Annotated in this window: 21 protein-coding genes; 4 read left to right on the top strand and 17 right to left on the bottom strand. The window is 67.6% G+C overall.

The window, feature by feature from the left end; genetic code table 11:
• Nucleotides 1-479: 479 nt before the first annotated feature.
• Nucleotides 480-1,076 (bottom strand): ParA family protein, encoded by a 597-nt coding sequence (locus tag OHA70_RS12130; protein ID WP_164597010.1) that lies wholly within the window; start codon nt 1,074-1,076, stop codon nt 480-482.
• Between the two features lie 76 nt (nt 1,077-1,152).
• Here OHA70_RS12130 and OHA70_RS12125 point away from each other — a divergent pair, with 76 nt between their 5' ends.
• Complete coding sequence (locus OHA70_RS12125; RefSeq protein WP_328331714.1) at nt 1,153-2,496, top strand: FAD-binding protein; 1,344 nt, start codon at nt 1,153-1,155, stop codon at nt 2,494-2,496.
• 3 nt (nt 2,497-2,499) lie between these two features.
• On the opposite strand, the gene OHA70_RS12120 is transcribed toward OHA70_RS12125, so the two are convergent.
• The 5 genes from OHA70_RS12120 to OHA70_RS12100 form a co-directional block, all read right to left on the bottom strand.
• Nucleotides 2,500-3,462, bottom strand: a complete 963-nt coding sequence (locus tag OHA70_RS12120) for an ABC transporter substrate-binding protein (RefSeq protein WP_328331713.1) — start codon at nt 3,460-3,462, stop codon at nt 2,500-2,502.
• Nucleotides 3,459-5,420, bottom strand: a complete 1,962-nt coding sequence (locus OHA70_RS12115) for an ABC transporter permease subunit (protein ID WP_328331711.1) — start codon at nt 5,418-5,420, stop codon at nt 3,459-3,461. The genes OHA70_RS12120 and OHA70_RS12115 overlap by 4 nt, the downstream gene beginning before the upstream one ends.
• A 1-nt stretch (nt 5,421) precedes the next feature.
• Nucleotides 5,422-6,489, bottom strand: a complete 1,068-nt coding sequence (locus OHA70_RS12110) for a quaternary amine ABC transporter ATP-binding protein (RefSeq protein WP_328331708.1) — start codon at nt 6,487-6,489, stop codon at nt 5,422-5,424.
• A gap of 170 nt (nt 6,490-6,659) precedes the next feature.
• The gene (locus OHA70_RS12105) at nt 6,660-7,118 is read right to left on the bottom strand and encodes a group II truncated hemoglobin (RefSeq protein WP_328331706.1); all 459 of its coding nucleotides are present in this window, start codon (nt 7,116-7,118) and stop codon (nt 6,660-6,662) included.
• Nucleotides 7,119-7,136: 18 nt separating this feature from the next.
• The gene (locus OHA70_RS12100; RefSeq protein ID WP_328331704.1) at nt 7,137-8,045 is read right to left on the bottom strand and encodes an aminoglycoside phosphotransferase family protein; all 909 of its coding nucleotides are present in this window, start codon (nt 8,043-8,045) and stop codon (nt 7,137-7,139) included.
• Nucleotides 8,046-8,093: 48 nt separating this feature from the next.
• On the opposite strand from OHA70_RS12100, the gene OHA70_RS12095 reads away from it, so the two are divergent.
• A complete protein-coding gene (locus OHA70_RS12095; RefSeq protein WP_328331702.1) occupies nt 8,094-8,834 on the top strand; it encodes a hypothetical protein in 741 nt (246 codons plus the stop codon).
• Between the two features lie 7 nt (nt 8,835-8,841).
• On the opposite strand, the gene OHA70_RS12090 is transcribed toward OHA70_RS12095, so the two are convergent.
• From OHA70_RS12090 to OHA70_RS12075, 4 genes are all read right to left on the bottom strand, one after another.
• Entirely contained in the window at nt 8,842-9,537 is a 696-nt protein-coding gene (locus OHA70_RS12090; protein WP_442913884.1) for an NADPH-dependent F420 reductase, read from the bottom strand.
• A 35-nt stretch (nt 9,538-9,572) separates the two neighbouring features.
• Nucleotides 9,573-10,403, bottom strand: coding sequence for a siderophore-interacting protein (locus OHA70_RS12085; protein WP_328331698.1), 831 nt, complete (start codon nt 10,401-10,403; stop codon nt 9,573-9,575).
• A gap of 80 nt (nt 10,404-10,483) precedes the next feature.
• Nucleotides 10,484-11,545: a hypothetical protein gene (locus tag OHA70_RS12080; protein WP_328331696.1), complete on the bottom strand. Its 1,062-nt coding sequence runs from the start codon at nt 11,543-11,545 to the stop codon at nt 10,484-10,486.
• Complete coding sequence (locus OHA70_RS12075) at nt 11,545-12,612, bottom strand: hypothetical protein (RefSeq protein WP_328331694.1); 1,068 nt, start codon at nt 12,610-12,612, stop codon at nt 11,545-11,547. Before OHA70_RS12075 ends, OHA70_RS12080 begins: the two co-directional genes overlap by 1 nt.
• 205 nt (nt 12,613-12,817) lie before the next feature.
• Here OHA70_RS12075 and OHA70_RS12070 point away from each other — a divergent pair, with 205 nt between their 5' ends.
• Nucleotides 12,818-14,146, top strand: coding sequence for an ATP-binding protein (locus OHA70_RS12070; protein ID WP_328331692.1), 1,329 nt, complete (start codon nt 12,818-12,820; stop codon nt 14,144-14,146).
• On the opposite strand, the gene OHA70_RS12065 is transcribed toward OHA70_RS12070, so the two are convergent.
• From OHA70_RS12065 to OHA70_RS12055, 3 genes are read right to left on the bottom strand one after another with little or no spacing between them, the layout of a single operon-like run.
• On the bottom strand, nt 14,147-14,875 hold the full coding sequence (locus OHA70_RS12065) for a cation diffusion facilitator family transporter (protein WP_328331690.1): 729 nt from the start codon (nt 14,873-14,875) through the stop codon (nt 14,147-14,149).
• On the bottom strand, nt 14,872-15,201 hold the full coding sequence (locus OHA70_RS12060; protein WP_328331688.1) for an ArsR/SmtB family transcription factor: 330 nt from the start codon (nt 15,199-15,201) through the stop codon (nt 14,872-14,874). Before OHA70_RS12060 ends, OHA70_RS12065 begins: the two co-directional genes overlap by 4 nt.
• 43 nt (nt 15,202-15,244) lie before the next feature.
• Entirely contained in the window at nt 15,245-16,486 is a 1,242-nt protein-coding gene (locus OHA70_RS12055; RefSeq protein ID WP_328331686.1) for an MFS transporter, read from the bottom strand.
• A gap of 473 nt (nt 16,487-16,959) precedes the next feature.
• Between OHA70_RS12055 and OHA70_RS12050 the strand changes: the two genes are divergently transcribed.
• Nucleotides 16,960-17,217 (top strand): type II toxin-antitoxin system Phd/YefM family antitoxin, encoded by a 258-nt coding sequence (locus OHA70_RS12050; RefSeq protein WP_328331684.1) that lies wholly within the window; start codon nt 16,960-16,962, stop codon nt 17,215-17,217.
• 636 nt (nt 17,218-17,853) lie between these two features.
• Here OHA70_RS12050 and OHA70_RS12045 read toward each other — a convergent pair.
• From OHA70_RS12045 to OHA70_RS12030, 4 genes are all read right to left on the bottom strand, one after another.
• Nucleotides 17,854-18,276: a VOC family protein gene (locus OHA70_RS12045; RefSeq protein ID WP_328331682.1), complete on the bottom strand. Its 423-nt coding sequence runs from the start codon at nt 18,274-18,276 to the stop codon at nt 17,854-17,856.
• Between the two features lie 26 nt (nt 18,277-18,302).
• On the bottom strand, nt 18,303-19,442 hold the full coding sequence (locus tag OHA70_RS12040) for an endonuclease (protein WP_328331680.1): 1,140 nt from the start codon (nt 19,440-19,442) through the stop codon (nt 18,303-18,305).
• A 122-nt stretch (nt 19,443-19,564) separates the two neighbouring features.
• The gene (locus tag OHA70_RS12035) at nt 19,565-20,278 is read right to left on the bottom strand and encodes a hypothetical protein (protein ID WP_328331678.1); all 714 of its coding nucleotides are present in this window, start codon (nt 20,276-20,278) and stop codon (nt 19,565-19,567) included.
• Entirely contained in the window at nt 20,275-20,772 is a 498-nt protein-coding gene (locus OHA70_RS12030; protein WP_328331676.1) for an RNA polymerase sigma factor, read from the bottom strand. The genes OHA70_RS12035 and OHA70_RS12030 overlap by 4 nt, the downstream gene beginning before the upstream one ends.
• Between the last annotated feature and the right edge of the window lie 254 nt (nt 20,773-21,026).

Below are 21,026 nucleotides of genomic sequence, written 5' to 3'. Positions count from 1 at the left end.
CGAGGGGGAGCCGCTTCCGCCGTTTATCCAGCTCGCGAGGTGACGCGAAGCGTCACGAGCCTAGGTGGGCGCAGTGCTGCGGGCCTCGCTGTACTACAGAACGCGAGGTGGCGCGCAGCGCCACGAGCCCGACGGCGAGGTGCGGGCCTGTTCCCTGCCGCGAGGTGGCGCCCAGCGCCACGAGCCCAGGCGGGCGGTGTTGCCTGAGCCTGCTCTGGAGTGCGAGGTGACGCGAAGCGTCACGAGCCTGACTGGAGGTGCGGGCCGAGGGCTGTGCTTCCTGGCGCGAGGTGGCGCGTAGCGCCACGAGCCCTGAGGTGGGTGGGCTGAGGTCGGGCTGCTTCGAGGTGCGAGATGGCGGCCAGCGCCACGAGCCGGGTGGGCGGGTGGTGGTGGGGCGTGCGGGGCCGCCCTTCCGGGTGGGGGAAGGGCGGCGCCGGGGTGGCTAGTTGCGGGCGGCGGCTAGCTGCGGGCGGCGGCTAGCTGCGGGCGGCGGCTAGGATTTTTCGCCAGACTTTGCGGTAGGACTCCAGGCCGTCTTCGGCTAGGGGGCCGGTGGGGCCTGCGGTGATGGAGACTCGTTCGGGGATGGTGCCCCAGACGGGGATGTTTTCCTCGGCGTACTGCTGCATGGCTTCTTGGTAGGAACGCGTGTAGGTGCGGGCCGAGCAGATCACCAGGCCGACCGGGATTTCTTTGGGGACCAGCTCCAGGACGGCCTTCACCCGTGGGGTTTCTACGCCGCCTACTCGGGTGGGGATGACCACCATCCGGGCTCGTTCCAGCGCCTTGTTCAGGAGGCGTTCGTGGGAGGGGGGCATGTCCACCACCCCGATGCCTTCCGGTGGCACCCGGTCCAGCGCCTTCGTCAGGAGCCGCTCGGTCGGCGCCTCGGCGATCTCGATCCTGGCCAGGTGCTCGTCGTCGGAGTCGGCGATCCAGTCCGCGGCGCTCCCCTGCGGGTCGGCGTCGATGAGGGTGGCTGTGCGACGGTTGGAAGATGCCAGCGCGGCCAAATACACCGACGTGGTTGTCTTACCTACCCCGCCCTTCAGTGCAGCTGTCACGATGATCATGGAACCGACGCTACCCGGTCCGGCCACATTTCCGGCGTGTCGTCGGCGTTGCTCGCGCGCCGCGTGATAATTGCCGGTGGCCCCGAACAAGCTCAACGGCCCTTCAACCTGTACGCCGGAGGTCTCCTTGCAGGGTGAGTACTCAGTCGACCTAGCCAGCCGCGAGCGAGTGTCGCAGGATGCCGGGAGGTACCGGACGAAGGTGCCGCAAGGCGTGCTCCGGCCGGCCTCCGTCGAGGACATCCAGGAGATCGTCAGGCGTTGCGCACAACAAGGCATCCCAGTCGTCGCCCGCGGTCTCGCCAACACCACCGACGGCCAGGGCCTCACCGACGGCGTGCTGATCGACATGACGGCGCTCAACACCATCCACGAGATCGGCGACGACTACGCGATCGTCGACGCCGGCGTCGACTGGCTGCAGCTCACCAACGCGGCACACGCGAAAGGGCTGGCTCCACCGGCACTCACCGGCTTCCTCGGGCTCACCCTCGGCGGCACGCTCTCGCTGGGTGGGATCCCACCGGCGATCCAGTCGGGGGGCCAGGTCGACTCGGTGATCGAGCTGGAGGTGGTCACCGGCACCGGCGAGCTGCGGACATGTTCTGCTGAGCACGACAAGGAGCTCTTTGAGGCCGTGCTGGCCGGGCTGGGACAGTACGGGATCATCACCAGAGCGACTGTTCGGCTGGGGATCGCGCCGGAGCGGGTGCGGGGCCATGAGCTTTCGTATTCGGAGATGAGCGAGTTCTTCCGGGATTTCCGGACTCTGCTGCACCGTTCAGAGGTCAGCGAGTTGTACGGCGAGTTCGGCGACGGCCAGCACCTCAGCGCCTTCACCTTCCACGAGACTGCGACGCCGCCCGACGACCAGCACGTACTACGAGATCTCACCCCCACCGAAACCGCGATCAGCGACAACGACTTCCTCCCGCACGTCACCCGGATCGACGTCGCGGTCGAACAACTCCGCGAAGCGCTCGACTGGGACCACCGGGCCAAGCCCTGGTTCACCGTCTGGCTACCGGAGACGCACGCCGAGCGCTACGTCACCGAGGTGGTCCAAGGCCTCACCCCCGACGACATCGGCGACGGCGGCTTCGTCCTGCTCTACGCCCACCGCCGCGCCAAGCTGACCCGGCCATCGCTTCGCCTGCCGGAGCAAGACGACAGCGACTGGGTCTATCTCTTCACCCTGATGACCGCCACGGCCACCTTCAGCGAAGACCTGCTGGCGAGGAATCGCCGCCTGTACGACCGGGCCCGCGCGCTCGGCGGCACGCGGTACCCGATCGAATCGGTCGCCTTCACCCAGGCCGACTGGGCCGACCACTACGGCGACCGCTGGCCACACCTTCAACAGGTCAAGCACACAACAGACCCGGCCGGAATCCTGACTCCCGGACCGGGCATCTTCTAAGACCTACTTGCCGAGCCAGGCGTCGACCTTGGACTGGTTGTCCTTGACCCACTTCTCGGCGGCCGCGTCCGGGGTCATCTTGTCCTCGGCGATGTACTTCGCCACCACGTTCTGGTCGTCGTTGGTCCAGTTGAACTTCTTCACCAGGTCGTACGCCGGGCTGCCCGAGTCGGCGAACTTCTTCGAGACGATCTTGTCCAGGTCGTACGGCGGGTAGTCGCAGGCGACCTTCGCCGGAACCGCATCACAACCGGCCTTGTAGGCCGGCAGGTTGATCTTCGCCAGCTTGACCTCGTCGAAGAACCACTGCGGCTGGTAGAAGTAGGCGAGCAACGCCTTCTTGTTCTTCTCCGCGTCCCGGAAGGCCTGGATCAGCGCGGTCTCGCTCCCGCTCTGCACCACCTTGTAGTTCAGGTTCAGGTTCTTCACCAGCGCCTCGTCGTACGTCACGTACGACGGGTCGCCGTCGAGCAGCTGGCCCTTGCCGCCGGACTCCGAGGTCTTGAACAGGTCGGCGTACTTGTTCAGGTTCTTCGAATCGGTGATGTCGGGGTACTTGGCCGCCATCCACGGCGGCACGTACCAGCCGATCACGCCTTTGACCCCGGTGGACCCGGCCTCGACCGCGACCTTGTCGGTCTCGATGTACTTCTTCTTCAGGTCCTCGTGACCCCAGTTCTCCAGGTTCACGTCGACCTCACCGGTACCGAAGCCCTGCCAGGCGATCTCTTCCTTGAGGTTCTTCTTCACCACCTTGCAGCCGAGCTCCTTGGTCGCGACGTACGCGACGACGGCCGCGTTCGCCTCGTACCCGACCCACGGGCTGACGGTCAGGTTGAAGGTGCCGCACTCCTTGCCACTGCTGCCGGCGGCCGGCTTGTCGGATCCGACCTTCGCACCGCCACAGGCAGTCAGGGCCAGCGCCAGGGCGGTCAGCACTCCAGCAGTACGGAGCTTGTTGGTCACCACAGGTTGTCTCCTCTAGATCTTCCCTTGTACTTCCGGGTACGCGCGGCCGCGGCCTGCGTGATCCGGTCGAGCATCACGCCGAGCAGCACGATGGCCAGCCCGGCGGCGAGTCCCTTGCCGTACAGCTCGCTCTGCGCGAAGCCGGCGGCGACGTCGTACCCGAGTGCGCCCGCGCCGACCAGGCCGCCGACGACGACCATCGAGAGTACGTAGATCAGCCCCTGGTTCACCGCCAGCGTGATCGCCCGGCGGGCCACCGGCAACTGCACCTTGCTGATCACCTGCCAGGTGCTGGAGCCGACCGAGTTGGCCGCCTCAACGGTCGCGACCGGCACCGCTCGGATGCCGTCGGCAACGATCTTGGTGGTCACCGGTACGGCGAAGACGACAGCCGCCGCGATCGCGGTGAACCGGCTGGCCCCGAACAGCGCCAGGAAAGGTACGAGGTAAACGAACGGCGGCATCGTCTGGCCGGCGTCAAGTACAGGCCGGAGCCAGCTGTCCGCGCGATGGTTGCGCCCGGTCCACACGCCGAGCACGAGCCCGACGGCGACGACCACGACGGTGGCGAGCAGCGTCGACGCCAACGTGACCATGCTGTCGTGCCACACCCCGGTCGCAACCAGCAGACCAAGACAAACAGCAGCCGGTACTGCGCCCCGCCAGCTCCCCAGCAGGGCGGCCAGCGCGACGATCACCGCAGCCACCAGCCACCAGGGCGACTCGGTCAGCAACCCCTCGAGCGGGTTGAGCACGCCCTTGGTGACCGCGTCGCGGACGCCGTACGTGAACCCGCCGAAGACGTCCTGCACCCAGTTGGTGGCATCAGCCGCCGCGACCGCGATCTTCGAACCGACATTCGCACCGGTCGGGAACTCGGCCGCCCACACGTAGGTCCGCGAGAACCAGACCGCCACCAACACGGCCGCGGCACCGACGCCGAGCAGCACCTTGCGCCGCAGGCTCGCAGTACGCCAAGGCCGGTCGCCGGCAGCAGTGGTCACCCGGTCGAGCACGATGGCCAGTACGACGATCGCCAGGCCGGCGTTGAACGCGACACCGACGTCGAGCGTCTGGAGCGCCTTCAGCACCGTCTGCCCGAGACCGGGCGCGTCGATCAGCGCGGCCACCGTCACCATCGACAGCGCGGCCATGATCGTCTGGTTGATGCCGACGACGACCGTACTGCGCGACATCGGCAGCAGCACCTTCATCAGCGTCTGCCCACCCGACGAGCCGAGCGAGCGTGCCGCCTCGACACTCTCGCGCGGTACCGAACGGATCGCGTGCGCGGTCAGCCGGACCACCGGTGGCGCGGCGTAGATCAGCGTCGCGATCGTCGCAGCGGCCGGGCCGATCGCGAAGAAGAGCGTGAGCGGCGCGAGGTACACGAAGGTCGGCAGCGTCTGCATCAGGTCGAGGATCAGCGTCGCGACCTTGAAGACCCGATTCGACAGTCCCGCCCAGATACCGAGCGGGATGCCCACCAGCAGGGCGAGCAGCACAGCGGCGATGGTCAGCGAGAGCGTGTCCATGCTCTCCTGCCACAACCCCTGCAGCCCGAGGAAGGTCAGCCCGCCCGCGGTCAGCAGCGCGACCTTCCAGTTCCCGAAGGCCCAGGCCAGGTACGCCGAGACCGCCACGACCCCCAGCCACCCGATCACCGGAACCGGCCGCCCGTACGACGGTTGCGAGATGACCGCCTGCAGCAGGATGACGAGCTGGTCGACGGCGCCCCGGATCCCGTCGAGGACCACGTTGCCGCTGCCCAGGAAGTCGCGATGGTCGGTCAGCCAGCGGTGCAGCCCCGTGGTCTCCTGCCCGCCGAGCGCGAGCGTGTTGACGCCCTTCAGCACGAACCAGGCGGCGACCCAGACGACCAGCAGGACGCCGACGATCACCCCACGCCGCGGCTTGCGGACGTGGAGCTCTACGTTGCCGGTGATGGACGCCATGTCAGGCGGAGGTGTTCCGGTCCGCGACCACGGCGAGGATTTCCTCGTCGCCGATCACGCCGAGCAACTGTCCGTCGGCGACGACCTTGACCGGGTGCGGCGACTCCAGCACCTGCCGGGTCGCCTCACGGACCAGGACGTCGGGGCCGAGCTCGAGGTTGGCCAGCTCCTCGCCGTCGCGCGGCTGGCGGACGATCCAGCGCAGGGTGAGGACGTCAGCCCGGGGGATGTCGCGGACGAAGTCGCGCACGTAGTCGTCGGCCGGAGCCCCGACGAGCTCGTCGCCGGTACCGAGCTGGACCGCTTCGCCGTCGCGCATCAGCAGGATCCGGTCGCCGAGCTTGAGCGCCTCGTTCAGGTCGTGGGTGATGAAGACCATCGTCTTGCCGACCTCCTGGTGCAGCCGGACGACCTCGGTCTGCATCTCCCGGCGGATCAGCGGGTCGAGCGCGGAGAACGGCTCGTCGAAGAGCAGCACGTCCGGGTCGCAGGCGAGCGCGCGAGCCAGGCCAACCCGCTGCTGCATGCCGCCGGAGAGCTGTTCGGGGTACAGGTTCTCGTTGCCACGGAGGCCGACCAGGTCGATGACCTCCTGTGCCCGACGCTTGCGGTCCGGCTTGCTCTCGCCGCGGACCTCGAGCCCGTACGAGACGTTGTCGATCACCTTGCGGTGCGGGAGCAGCCCGAAGTGCTGGAAAACCATCGAGAACTTGCTCCGGCGCAGCGTCCGCAGCCGCTTCTCGTCGGCGGCGCGCAGGTCCTCGCCCTCGAAGAAGATGCTGCCGGCCGTCGGCTCGATCAGCCGGGTCAGGCAGCGGACCAGCGTCGACTTGCCGGAACCCGACAGGCCCATCACGACGAAGACCTCACCAGGGGCGACGTCGAAGCTCAGATCGCGGACGGCCGCGGTGCAGCCGGTCTGGTCGAGCAGCTGGGCGCGACTGAGCGCCGCCAGCTCCGGCCGGCGGGGGACCCGGGCCGCCTTCGGCCCGAACACCTTCCACAGACCCTGGATCGACAGCAGCGCCTCGCTGTCCTGCAAGTCGGGGTACTCGAGCTGAGCGGTCACTATGGTTCACCCTCGCATCCCGGCCACCGGGTTCGTCGTGAACCGCCGACAATATCGAAGCCCTGGTTCCCTGATTCCCCCGACGGGTGTCTGACACTGCAACCTTTACCTGGTCTTACCCCGGGGTCACCGCGGCAAAAGCCCTTGGCGGCACGGTTATGTCACAACTATCAGGGCTGGTACGGCGGTGCTTCGCCCCAGCCCCAGTGGGGAACCGGGGCCTTCGGCGGCGGGGTGGCGCCCGGCTGCGAGTTGGCGAGCGCGATGCGGGTGCCCCACTCGATGTACGCGACGAAGGCCGAGCGGAACTCCGGATCGGCGGGGAGGCCGGCCGGGTCAGCGCTGGCGGCGATCAGGGCGGCCCAGCGGGAGCGCTGCTCCTCCGTGAGGCCGAGGTTCAGGTGATGACCGAGCATCGCGGGGTAGCCGCCGAGCTCATCGGTGTACCGGCTCGGGCCGCCGAACACCTCGCCCAGCCAGATCGCCACGTGCTCCTTGTGCTGGTCGCTCATGTGCGCGAAGACCGGCGCGAGGATCGGATCCACCAGGACCTTGTCGTAGAACACCTCGGTCAGCCGGCGGAACGCCTCCGCACCGCCTGCCCACTCGTATACCGTCGGCGTAGTCATGTAATTATGTAAGCATCCTCAGCGGGTCAATGCACGGGCGATTTCCAGTTGATGTGGATCGACCTCGTCCTCGCGCTCGTCCTCGGCGCCGTCGAGGTCCCAGAGCACGTTCTGCAGGATCCGGACCATCGTCCAGCCGACGGCACGCTCGCGCTCCAGCCCAGTCACCTCGAGCATCAGGTCGAAGCGTCGCCGGATCGCGTTCTGCAGGTCACCGGTCGCCACCAGGTCGTCCCAGCGGTTGTGCAGCACCGGCAGCAGCTCGAAGCACGGATCGCCGGCGAGCGGCTTCGGGTCGATCACCAGCCAGGGCTTTCGCTGGGCGGCGAGCACGTTCTCGTAGTGGAGGTCCCAGTGGAGGAGTCGGTCGCCTGGCTCTTGGACCAATTCAGTCGCCTGTGCCGCGTACCGGCGTACGAGGGACTGTTGGTCGGGGTCGGCCAGGCGCGGGATCAGCCTGGTCGCGTCGGCCAGCATCTCGGCGACGATGTCGTCCAGCCGCCGCAGCCCGGGCGGAGCCGGTACTACGCACAGCCGGCCGAGCAACTCGGCCAGGATCGTCGTCGCCTCGGTGTCGTCGGGGACGTCGGCGAGCGAGCGTGGTTCGAGCCGCTCGAGCAGGATCGTGGCGGTCGCGGGATCGTCGTCGAGCACCTCGACCACGTCGTCGGTGCTCCAGGTCTTCAGGCCGAGCGCCTCACCCTTGTTCTCGTCGGTGAACGGCTGGAGCTTGAGCATCGCCGGGGTGCCGTCGGCGCGGACGACCGGCAGGACGACCGAGGCCATCCCGTGCAGAGGCTTGCCGTCGAGGCGCAACTGCCAGCTTTTGAGGTACTCCGCCGCCAGCGCGGGCGAGGCCTCGAGCCACGCGAGTTGGTCGGAGAGGGTCTTGTAGAGCGGGGCCGGTACTTCGAAGAGCGCGGTCATCGCTGGCAACTTTAGGAGCCTGTCGGTCTCTGTGCTTGGGTTTTCCGGGTGAGCTCACTCGAGGCAAGGCAGCGGCAGGCGCAACTGGTTGTGTCGTTCATCTATCTCGGCATCCCGCTGATCTTCCTCGGCCTGGTCCTGTGGATCACCGCGTCCTCCGATGAGGGCGCGGTGAAGTGGGTGGGTGCGCTTGTTCCGCTCGCGGCGCTGGCCGTCGGGTGGTGGCGGCTGGGGAAGAGCCGCTACACGCCTGCTCGCTGGCCTCAGGCCGGGTTCCTGCTCGGGGGCGTGACGGCGCTGTTCACCACGTTCGATGCGGATGTGCTCGGCGCTGGCTCGCTGGCGCTGTGGTCGCTGCCGATCACGATCGTCGGTACCATCCTCGGCTCGGGCTTCGGGCGCTACGCCTTCCGCGCTTTGATGAGCCCGGCGATCGCGGAGCTGGCGGATTCGGAGTACGAGTTGAGCTTCCGGATGCGCGGGCTGACCCGGCTGCGGCTGTCCGTCGGGGCTGACCGGGTCACGTTGCACGAGCAGATGGTGCTGCAGACCGTTGACGGACAGAGCACCGTACGGGAGAAGTCCTACCCGCTCGCCGCTGTCACCGGAGTCCATGCGGTGACGCTGTCGGGCGCTGAGCGGCTCAGGTACCCGGTGGCGATGAAGCTGGCTCCGGCGAGCAGCCCCGGCCCTGCGCTCATCTTGCAAGCGCAGGGCGAGGACTGGGTACTCCCGCAGAACGAGGCGCCGGCCATCGCCGAGATCCTCGAACGGCGGATGGCCCGCTGAACCTGGTTCAGCCCTTCAAGGCGGCCTGGCGGTCGGGGGTGGCTTCGGCGAGGAGTTTGCGGACCCCGTCTGCGTCTGCGTCTGCGCCGTAGACCGGTGAGCCCGGCTGCTGGCGCCAGGAGTCGGCGAGGGTGCCGGTGTCGACTGCGTCGAAGCCGAGCTCGTCGATCAGGCGGAACACCTTCTCCTTGGCCTGCTGGTCGTCGCCGGCGACCGGGAGCGCGATCCGGCCCGGCGTGCCGGACGCGACGCCGTTCTCCAGCAGGTGCTGGGACATGATGTTGTTGAAGGCCTTGATCACCGGCTGCCCGAGCTGCTGGGCGACCCAGGCGCTCTCGGTCCGGCCCTCGTCCTCGATGCCCGCGATCCGGCCGTCGCGCTGCGGGTAGTAGTTGCCTGTATCAACGACCACGAACCCCTGGGCCGCACCGTCGAACAGCCCGGCCGGCAGCGCCGGCACCTTGCCTTCGGGAATGGTCACGACGACGAGCTCCGCGCCGTTGGCGGCTTCGCTCACCTCGACCGGGGTCGCGCCGGTCTCGGCGGCGAGGTCTCGCAGGGACTCGGGTCCGCGCGAGTTCGCCACCGAGACGTCATGACCGAGCGCGCTCAGCCGTCGGGTCAGGGTGCCACCGATGTTGCCGCTGCCGATGATGCCGATCTTCACGTCTGCTCCTCTGAAGTTGTCCCCCAGAGGCGACAACGCCAGAGCAGCTGGGAATCATCCGGCCGGACGGATCAGTTGCCGGCGGCTTCGCGTTCCTTGCGGGCGGTGTCGGCCTTCTCGGCCTGCCAGCCGTCCTCGTTCTTGCCGAGTCGCCAGTAGCCGGACAGCGAGACTTGGCCGCGCGGGAGCCCACGCTCGCCGAAGAGGTGCTTGCGCAACCGCAGTACGAAGCCTGCCTCGCCGTGGACGAACACCTGGACGTCGCCGGGCGGGAACTCCAGCGCCTCGACCAGCGCGACCAGGCCGTCGCCGCGTTCGCCGGTCGCGCCGGCGCGGTGCACGTAGGTCAGCTCGACCTCGCCGGAGCCGCTGAACTTCTGCTCCTCGGTCTCGTCCTCGACCTCGACGAACACCTTGGCGTGCGCGCCCGCCGGGAGGCCCTCGATGGCGGCGCCGATCGCCGGCAGCGCGCTCTCGTCACCGACCAGCAGGTGCCAGGCGGCGGTCTCCTGCGGTGAGTACGCACCACCGGGACCGTTGAACCAGAGCTTGTCGCCAGGCTGAGCGGCCGCGGCCCACGGACCGGCGATGCCCTCGTCACCGTGGTGGACGAAGTCGATCGTCAGTTCCTTGCCGGCCTCGTCCCACGAGCGGACGGTGTACGTCCGCATCGTCGGCCACTGGTCGGACGGCAGCTTCTCGCGGACCTCACCCATGTCGAGCGGCTCCGGGTACTCCACTCCGGGCTGCAGGAAGAGGAGCTTCACGTAGTGGTCGGTGGTGCCGTTGTCGACGAAGTCGTCGCAACGCAGCACCACCCTGATCATGTGCGGGGTGACGCGCTCGGTCCTGAGGACGACCCCCAGCTTGGCGCGGCGGTTACGGGGTGCGGGGGTACTCACGCGAGCACGGTCCTCTCGACGGTCGGGCGGAATGAGTTAGGCATACCTAAGTTAGGCTAACCCACTCCGCCCAACGGCCCTCAGGTCCCGCGGATCACGAAGGTCTTGCTGGCTCCGGCTTGGTAATAGGCGAAGGCCGGCAGGTACACCCGGTAAGTGAAGTTCCCGACCGACGGCGGCTGCGCCGTCAGCGTGATCCGGCCACTCTGCCGAACCGTCGAACTGCTGACCCCGCGCCACACGGAACCGTAGAGCCGCTGCAGTGTCACCGGGCGCGGCGTCGGAAAGTACGCCCCTTTGACAGAACCGTTGACGAGTACAACCTCGCCGACGGGCGCGCTCGTCTTCACCGGTGCGGCGCTGACGATGCCCGGCCGGAGCGGGTAGAAGTGGAAGGCCAGCTGGTCCACGTACGGACCGCGGACGCGGACGCAATGGTTGACGTCTCCCCCCGAGCCCTCGAAGTTCGTGACCAGGAGCCCGGCCGTGTTCGTGTATTTGGATCCGGCGTCGTACTCGGCGCAGAGGTTGCTCCGGACGACCTGCAACAGGATGCGGGTCCCGTAGGCCTTACCGGTCGCGGAGTCGTAGATGGCAGCTCTGACTTGGTACGCCGCGTTGAAGGGCACCACTCGCGGGACCACCGAGACACCGATCTTCGGGATGTGGACGCCACGGATCGCGATGCTCGGGCCCGCGAACGAGGTCGGGCCGGGCTTGCTGCCGTCATCGCCGGTGTAGCTGTCCCCCTCGACCACCCCGCTGACCTTGAAGGTTCCGTTGGCCGTCGACGGGACGTTGAGATTGCCCGTCCAGGTACCGTTCTGCGCCGTACCGACGGTCCGCACCAGGTTTCCGGCGACGATCAGGTTGAGCGGACCGACACCGCCCGAGCGCTCGAGAATGACCGCGAGAACCTTGTGGGCGGTCGGCGGACTACTCGGCGGGTAGCTGGCCTTGAGCGTCACTGGTACCGGGTAGAGGTTCATCCCCGAGACGGCGACCGACGTACGCGCCAGCGTCACGCTCGTCACCGACAGGTCCGGATCCGGCGGCATCGCTTGCGCCGCGGGCAACGCGACCAGCGCCGACCCGATCACGGCCAGCGCCGCGATCACCGCCCGAGTACTTCGAATGCGCATCAGATTCCCCTGATCACGAAGGTCTTGCTGACTCCGGCTTGGTAGTTGTTGCAGGTCGGCAAGGAGACCCGGTAGCTGACGTTGCCGACGTACGGCGGTTGAGCATTGACGGTGAGGCGGCCGCTGCTGCGGACAATTCCGGTACTCACGCCGCGCCATTGCGTTCCGGCGTACAGGCGCTGTAGGACAACCGCACAGCCGGCCGGTGCACCGCGCACGGAGCCGTTGACCGGGACGATCGTGCCGACCTTCGCGCTGGTCTTCGACGGGACGGCGCTGACGATGCCGGGCCGGCGCACGACGAAGGTTGTCCCCAGGGTGTCGAAGAACTTGCCGCGCACCCGGACACAGGTCACGTAGTCAGCGGCAGCGGCCGGGAAGGAAGCGAACAGAATGCCGGCGGCATCGGTGTACTTCGAGCCGGCGTCGTACTCGATGCACAGATGTTCGTTCGCGATCTGGAGCAGGATCCGGCTGCTGTAGGGCTTGCCGGTCGTCGAGTCGTAGATGGCGGCCTTGACCTGGAAGCCCGAGCCGAACGGCACCACCCTCGGGATCACCGAGACGCCGAGCTTCGGCTGGTGCAGCCCGGTGACCGCGATGTTCGGCCCGTTGAAGAGCGTCTCGGTGGTCGAGCTGCCGTCCGAGCCGTCAAGGGTTTCGCCGGCCAGCACGCCGAACACGTGGAAGGTCCCGTTCGCGGTCGAGGGCACGTCGACGGTGCCGGTCCAGGTGCCGTTCTTCAGCGTTCCGGCGGTACGGGTCAGGTGTCCGGCGACCATCAGCGGGACCGCGCCGATCCCACCGGTCCGCTGCAGGAACACGTTCAGCAGGGTGTTCGCATAGATCGGGTCGTCGGAGTTGTAGCCCGCCTTGACCGTGACCGGCACTGAGACCCGGTTGAGGCCGGAGACGGCGACCGCCGTCCGGCCCAGCGTCACGGCCGTGACGGTCAGCCTCGGGTCGGGCGACTGAGCCGCCGTGGGCATCGCTGTGGCGGGCGCCGCCACCAGTATCGACACCATTCCTGCCAATGCGGTTATTGCCATCCGAAACCTTGTGCTCATTTGCGCAGAATGGCACGGGAAGAGCAAACATCCCAGGGTACGGTGAATTATTCTGGGTATTTCCGGTGAAAAAGAATTAGTTGGCTATTGAGCGCAACTTTTCGGCTTCCGGCCGCATCAAGTGTTCTGAGGGGTTCAGCGCCGGCTGTCCGGATGTTCATCTGGAGATCGCGTGCCGGCCCGCTGCACGGCGTTGGCTGGGTGCATGAGTCGCGTCTTCGGCACGCCCCGGCGCCCGGCCTCCATGGTCACCCGGACCGATCGGCTGGGCCGGCCGATCTCGCTCGACCTGCGCGAACCCGAGGGCAACTCGGTGCTGTTCACCGGCGCGCCCGGGATGGGCAAGAGCCTCGAACTGGACCGCGCGCAGGCCTTTGCGCAGCAGCGAGGCTGGATCGCCGTCCGGGTCGACGCGTCTCCGCGGGAGCCGCTGGAGAACCGGTTCGTCCGGGCGGTCAGCGAGGATCTCGGTGGGCTTCGCAAACAGCACGGGTACTTCGCGCTGCGCAAGCTGAAGAAGACGCTTCGGGACCTCACCCAGCGCAGCCGCAGCGAGCAACGCGGCGCCGAACTGCGTTTCGGGGTCGCGCCGGTGCAAGCGGTGGTGAAGAAGCAATGGGAGGCGCCGGGCAAGGACGGGGTCGGCAGCACGCTCAATCAGCTCGCCGACAACCTTGGCGAGCTGGCCGCCAAGAAGGGCCAGCCGGTGATGCTGATGGTCGACAATCTCGATGTCGCGTCCGAGCGGGATCTGGCGGCATTGACCGAGTTGTCGGCGCATCTGGAGCGCAAGGGGCAGCGGGTGTACCTCGTCGGGGCGGGTGGCGAGATGGCTGCGACTCGGCTGATGGCTGCGTCCGGTGGGATGTCCGGGATCGCTACTGGTGTCACGGGGCGTTTCGACGTACGGGAATGTGCGCCGCTGATGGACGACGAGCTGCGGCCGACCGTGACGGATCCGCTGCGCCGGCACGGGATTCCGTACCAGGCGGAGGCGGTGGACAACCTGCTCAAGTCGGCCAATGGCAGTCCGAGCCGGTTGCGGGATCTGTCCGAGACGGCGCTGCAGTTCGCGCAGCCGCCGCAGGGGATCACGGTCGATGTGGCGAAGGCGGCGACGGCTCGGGTGAACGATCAGGCTCGGGTGTTCTACCAGGCTGCTTGGAACACTTGCTCGCCGGCGGAGAAGGAGTTGCTGGCGAAGGTCGCAGTACGGGGACCGCGCGGAATGGCGATGGCGGGCGAGACGCAGGCGGCCGGGCCGGGCAAGTGGCAAGAGGTGGATGCGGCGCGGCAAGGGTTGGTTGCTCGCGGGATGCTGCGGGAGAGCCCGAACGGGTCGCGGGTATCGCTGGCTGATCCCGGGTTGCAGGACTGGGTCCAGACGCGGGTTGGGCAGTCGGCCGCGCATTCTGGAGTCGCCTTGCCTGGTACGCCGGCGCCGGCGATCACTCAGCCGGTTGGGCAGCATGTGCCGGGCAGGGTCACCTCTACCCGGCAGGTCGGGAACACTACGTTCCGGGTCAACGGATAGTCAGCAGCAGCCGTCTTCGCAGGCGTGGGCTGTGCTGTTGGGGGCGCAGCAGCCTTTGCCTTGCCAGGCTTGGATTCCTTCGCGCAGGGCAATCGCGGCGATGACAAGTCCGGCGATCGGATCCGCCCAGGACCAGCCGAGCGTCGCGTTGAGCACGAGGCCTACCAGGAGCACCGCTGACAAGTAGGTGCACAGCAGGGTTTGGGTGCCGTCGGCAACTACCGCGTTGGATTGCAGAGCTTTGCCGGTACGCCGTTGCGCGGCCGACAGCACCGGCATGACGATCAGCGAGGCGATGGCCAGGCCGATCCCCACCGTCGAGGAGTCGGGGGTCGAACCGGTGAGCAAGGATCGTACGGACTCGATGGAGACGTACAGCGCGAGCCCGAAGAACGACAACGCGATCAGCCGCAGCGCCCGGCGCTCTCTCGTCTCCGGCATCGGACTCCGGAACTGCCACAAGATGATCAGCCCACTGGCGACCTCGACTATCGAGTCCAACCCGAACCCGACCAACGCCACCGACCCCGAGACAGTGCCGGCAGCAATCGCCACTCCAGCCTCGACCACGTTGTAACTAACGCTTACCCCAGCCAGCACCTGAGCCCGCCGCCCCAACTGCCGACGCCTCGCGACCTCCGCCGCAGACGGCTGTGGAGTGGCAAGAGGGAGGAGACGTGGCTCGCCGATCGCGGGGAGCTGGCGAGGGGTGTTTGTGGCTTCGGTCATCGGCACTCACCTGTTGCGTCGGGGCGGCAGCAGGCAGGGTCGACTGCCAGGACGACGTTGAGGAGTTGAGCGAGGGCGGTACCGAGAGCTGGGTCGGACAGTTCGTAGCGGGTCCGCCGGCCTTCGGGTTCTGCGACCACCAGACCGCAACCACGAAGACAAGCCAAGTGATTGGAGAGCGACTGCCGACTGACGCCGATCCGCTCAGCCAAGTCAGCCGGGTAGCTCGCGCCTTCGGTCAGGACCAGCATCACCTGCGTCCTGGTCGGATCCGACAGCGCATGACCGAACCGAGCCAGCACCTCGCTACGACTGATCGTGTCCACAGCCGCGACTGTACATCGAAAGCTGTATTCAGTGGAAGTTGTATCAATCGGTCGCTGGGACAGACTCCGACTGGTTCGCACGCTGCCAGAGGACGGCGAGCGGGATCGCGGCGAGTACACCGGCCGCGCCGAACCAACCCACCGCCTGGACCGCATCGGTCTTGTCGGCCAGTACTCCGGCGAAGAGCGGGCTGACGCCGGTCGCCGTGGTCAGCCCCGAGTTGGACATGCCGATCGCCTGCCCACGCCGCGCATCCGGCAGCATGACCGTCATCGACGTCGTCGTCTGCATCACGACAATCGTGCCGAACCCACCGGCCACCACGAACAAGATGATCGACGCCACCAGCCCCGGCCGCAGCAGGCACACCGCCACCGGAGCGGCCGCCAGAATCGAGAGCGGCCCGAGCAACTTCGGCCGCCGTTCCTCGGGAACGTACTTGCTGAACAGGAACGCCCCGATCACACTCCCCAGCGGATCGGCGGCCAGGATCAGCCCGACCATCACCGAGCTGCCGCCGAACACAGCGGCGTACGGCGCAGCCATCCCCTCGTAGACCGCGACGAGCGCCATCAGCCAGAGCATCAGGACTAGTGCACGCATCCCGCGATCCGCGAACAACAGTCCCCAGGTCTCCCCGGCCGACGCCCGCCACGATCGCCGTACGCCGGTACCACCATCCGCACCTCCTCGGTCGGCTGCCGGACGTGGCTTCAGTCCGGAGCGGATCAGGAACGCGGAGCCGAAGAAGGTGACGGCGTCGATCGCCAGTACGACGTACGGGTTGAAGAGCGCGATCAACAGCCCGCCGCCCGCGAACCCTGCCATCTGGGCGGACTGAATGGTGATACTCCGGATCGCCATCCCGGTGGCGAACCGTCCCTCACCCAGTACCTCGGGCAGCAGCGCGACCTGCGCCGATTTGAACACCGGCTGGAGCAACGACACGATCCCGACCAGCACGCACAACAACCAGAACGGCATCACCGGGATCGCCACCAGCAGCACCAGACATCCGCGCAGCCCGTCGATCCACATGATCAACTCACGCCGCGGAAACCGATCCGCCAGCCCGGTCAGAAAGATCCCGCCGAGCAGCGAAGGCACGAACGTCAACGCATAGGTGAGCCCGGTCAAGGCCGCCGACCCGGTATCGGTGAACACCAACATCGACAACGCCACCCGAGCCAACTGATCCCCAGCCACCGACTGCAACTCAGCCAGCCACATCACCCGAAACTCTCGAACCTGAAACACATCCCGATAGCTCGTCTTGCTCGCCATACCGTCGACGCTAGGTGTCCCCAAGGTCCTCACCCGAGGCATTCGAGCCTGCTGGAAACCCTCCGCCTCAAGACCCCACGCCGGCGCCTCCGCTCGCTCCTGCGTCGCTCACACGGCGCTGAGCTCCCACCCATCCCGGGGGCGCGGGCTCCTCCGTCGCCCGCTTGGCGAAGGCGATCCGTCGTCGACCCAACAGGTGGTGCGGAGCAGTTGCCGTCTGAGCGACTGGCGGGGCTCGCCGTCGTCGGCTGATCGCCACGTCGGCGTCCCGCTCGACAGGACGTAGTGTCCGATTGCTGGGGTTCTCCGCCTGAGAAGGCGAAGCTGGAGCGGGATCTGGCGACTATGTCCTGTCGAGCGGGACAGACCGAAGTCTTCGCCATCCAACCTGCCCCATCTTGCCCCGCGATCTGCCCTGGGCCGCCCGCATCGGTGCTCCTTAGGCTCAATCCACCAGCCACGAAGGAGATCCGGTGGACACGCTCGGCTTCCAGCAACTACGCGTAGGCCTCGGCCGCTACCTCGAAGATGTAAGCCAGGGGCGCACCTTCACGATCACCCGCCACGGCAAGCCTGTGGCGCAACTCGTGCCGATCCGGGCAGCGAGCAGGCTGGATCGCTTAGTTGCCGAGGGCAAGGTCACGGCGCCCAGCCGTCCCAAGCGGCCCGCCCCGATACCAACCCCCGCGGACGGTCCGGTGAGCGACCTCGTCGCCGAGCAGAGACGCTGAGGTCACACCCGCCAAAGAGCCGAGTTGTCAAAGGGCTCGACGATTCGCCACGCGGCAGATGGGACGGCCCAAGCCAGCCGAGTACAACGGGCGTTGTCGAGGGGGCGACGAACTGGAGGGCAGGGTGGGCGGTCGCCGCCTGCAACACCGGTTGTGTCTACGACGGACCGTCCCGCCGAGGTGGGGACGTTGCGATCGCCTGTCGGGCAGCCATGGACCGCCAGCCATCGTGACGGCGCCCATGCGCTGCAAACGACGCTCAGCCCTGCGACCGGGGATGCCTGGGCTGCGAGGCCGTGGCCAGCCCTGCGATCGGGATCCATGGCGACCACCTCTGCTTTCGCGAAGCGGGCGACGGAGGAGCCCGCGCCCCGGGGTGGGTGGGAGCTCAGCGCCGTGTGAGCGACGAAGGAGCGAGCGAAGGCGCCAGCGTGGGGATACACCCGGCGACGGCGAGCCCGCCAGTTGCTCAGACGGCAACTGCCGCGCACCACGTGCTGGGTCGACGACGGATCGCCTTCACCAAGCGGGCGACAGAAGAGCCCGCGCCCCGGGGTGGGTGGGAGCTCAGCGCCGGGTGAGCGACGCAGGAGCTAGCGGAGGCGCCGGCGTGGGGAGTACCTCGGCGACAGTGAGTTAGGTGGCGAAGACGTCGGCGTCGTTGGCGAAGGCTTTGAATTCGAGGGCGTTGCCGGCTGGGTCGTGGAGGAACATGGTCCATTGTTCGCCGGGTTTGCCTTCGAAGCGGAGGTACGGCTCGATGACGAAGGGGGTACCGGCGGCGCGGAAGCGGTCGGCCAGCTGGTGGAAGTCGGGGATTTCTAGGATCAGGCCGAAGTGGGGGACGGGGACGTCGTGGCCGTCCACCGGGTTGTGGATCGCTTGGGGGCGCGACGGGGCCAGGTGGGTGACGAACTGGTGGCCGCGGAGGTTCCAGTCGATCCAGGTGTCGGAGCTGCGGCCGCGATCGCAGCCGACCACGGAGCCGTAGAACTCCGCGGCGGCTGCTAGATCGTCGACCGGCATGGCCAGGTGGAAGCGCGGTACTGATGGGCTCATGCCATCAAACCTAACGGCCGGCCGACTTACGGCCAGATCGAGCTGACCCATTCGGGGTGGTCGATGAACGGGTTGCGGTTGTGTTGCCAGGTGTCGAAGATGACCTGGTTGCGGCGCTTCTCGAACGCGTCCGGCGGGTCGGCGGCGCTCCAGGCCTTCAGGACCGTGAGCTTGCCGATGTACGGCGCGGTGCCGTTGTTCACTGAGTTGTTCGGCTCCAGGTTCGGCCAGCCGTCGTCGCCTTCGTAGCGCACCGCCATGTAGAAGATCATCCGCGCGACATCACCCCGTACTGCGGCCCGCGGCGCGAACGAGTCGCCATCGGCGGTACACCCGGGGCACTCCGTCACGGCCGTGCCGCCGTTGTCGAAGTCGAGGTTGCCGCGCGCCGAGTTCACCGACACGTCCTCAGGACGCAGGTGATGTACGTCGGTACCCGGACCGGTCGCCGTACCGAAGTCACCGTGCGACTTGGCCCAGACGTGTTCGCGGTTCCAGTCGTTGACGCCACCACCGTTGGTGCTCTTGGCCTGCGAGCGACCGGAGTACAGCAGGATCACGTTGTTGGAATTGGCCGGATCCTGGTCGGTGTCCTTGAGCGCGTTCCAGACCTGCTCGTAGGTCAGCTTGGTCTGGCTCGAGATGATCGTGTGCAGCGCGGACTTCAGCGCGGCGCCGGTCTTGCCGGAGGCGGCTGCATAGTAGTCGCCTGGGTCGCCTGGATCACCCGGGTCTGAGCCGCCACCACCACTGAACGCCGTCGGATCCTTCAGCCCCGCATGCGGCGTGAAGTAGGGCGTCAGCGTCCCGGTGACGGTGATCTGCTTGCCCAGCAGAGTCGGGTTCGTCTGCAGCCCGTACTGCGCCCGGAACGCGCTCGGGATCTGCACGTACAGCATCGACCCGGTCGAGGTCTGCGAAGCCGAATCGGCCAAGGCGAGCGCGGTGTCGCCGGTGTAGGCGCTCCGGATCACCGTGTTGGCCGCGGTCGGCTGGCCGACCACGTACCCGACGACGGTACCGACCGAACCGTTCTGCTGCCCGATCGCAGCACTCACGGTGAGGTTGGCCGTCGTCGCGGCGGTCGACGGGGTGACACCGAAGCCGACCAGCGCCAGCAGGACGCCGATCACCACAGCAGGACGTACTAATCGAAGAGCAGGCACGGCATCTCCCAGGGGCGGTTGGGAACCACTGCATCGCAGGTCAGTCTGCCCCCACCGCCCCTGGTTCGAACGTCAAACCCCGGCAAAACTTGTCCGACAATCCGGCAAACTCCCGATGCCGGCTATTTCAGCTCCACCGTCCAGGGCCCGCCGGCGGCGATCACCTTGTCCCGGCCGGTGTCGGTGTTGTGCGTGAAATCCTTGTACGCGTAGACCTGGTAACTGCCCGGAGCGAGCGGCTCGGTTCCTTCCGCTGCACCAGGCGTACACCGGTAAGCCGAGAAGCCGCTCTCCAGGCTGACGGTCTGCCCAGGAGTGAGTGGCCAGCTTTTGCCGGGCTGGGCCTCACCCGACGTGCCGCCGACGACGATCCCGTCCTTCACGACGACGACCCACGGGCCGTACGGGGTGCCGAACAGGTCCAGGCTCTTGTCCGACGTGTTGGTCAGCTTGAACTCCATCCGCAGCCTCCGCCCGGTGGCATCTCGCGTCGCGACCGGCGTCGCCGGATCGAAGCGCAGCGCCGGGTCGCCGGCCAGCGCCGAGGTGAGCGCGCCTCCACAGGCGAATCCCCGAACACCATCGGGGGCGAGCGTCACAGTCGGCCTCACCGGAGCAGGTGCCGCGGCAGGCGGCTCCTCGCTGCCAGGGAGTACGGCGTACGCGCCCGCGGCGACGACAACCGCCGTCGAGGCGGCGATGGCTGCGGCGATTCCGGTACGCCGGCGACGGCGCGAGCGGATCCGGGGAATCAGCGTCTGCTCGTCCACGGACACCCGGTCGGTACCGTCGGCAGCCATGGTCTGGAGGAGGTCCTTCAAGTCGTGGGAGGTCATCTCATGCTCTCCTCGGTCGTGCCGAGCTGGCTGGCCAGCTTCGTCCGGGCGTCGGACAGGTGGCGCTTGACGGTGCCTTCGGAGCAGCCGAGCTGGTCCGCGATATCGAGCACGGTCAGGTCCTCGTAGTACCGGAGGACGACGCAGGCCCGTTGCTTCGGCGAGAGCGTCGACAACGCTCTGCGGACCTCATCGGCGATACCGACGTCCGCGTCCTCGTGCACCGGTGGATTCACCAGCAGGTGCTGGGCCTGCCGCCACAGTTTGGCCCGCCGCCGGCCATCGACGTACTGGTTGAGGATCGCTCGCCGGACGTAGCTCTCGAGTTGTGGCACGTCGCTGCCGACCCGTAGCCGGCTGAACACCTTCAACAACGCGTCCTGAACCAGGTCGCCCGCGGCCGCGGTATCGCCGGTCAGCAGATAGGCGTAGGACCGCAACGCGCCACCGCGAGCCTGCAACAGCTCGCCGAACGCGGATTCCCAGTCAGCCATGCGCACCACCTTCCCTGTCAATCATCAAGACGAACAGGTGCGGTACGGCGTTGGGGGTGAACGCAGAAGAATTGAGTCGGTGGGGCGGGAGCGCACTGCGCTCGGCCGCCCCACCTAGGTGTACGGGCCCCCATCAGCCCGTAGCTGCTGCCACGAACTGCTTGCCCATCCACCAGTGAGGCACCACTGGCGGGCGGCACCTCACCGTCAGTTGGGAGGAGGACCGTAAGGTCCTTCTCCGACGGTGGCGTGGT

Source organism: Kribbella sp. NBC_00382, from assembly GCF_036067295.1.
Lineage (GTDB): Bacteria > Actinomycetota > Actinomycetes > Propionibacteriales > Kribbellaceae > Kribbella.
Note: the sequence above shows the minus strand (reverse complement) of the source record. Positions and strands in the feature narration are given on the sequence as shown.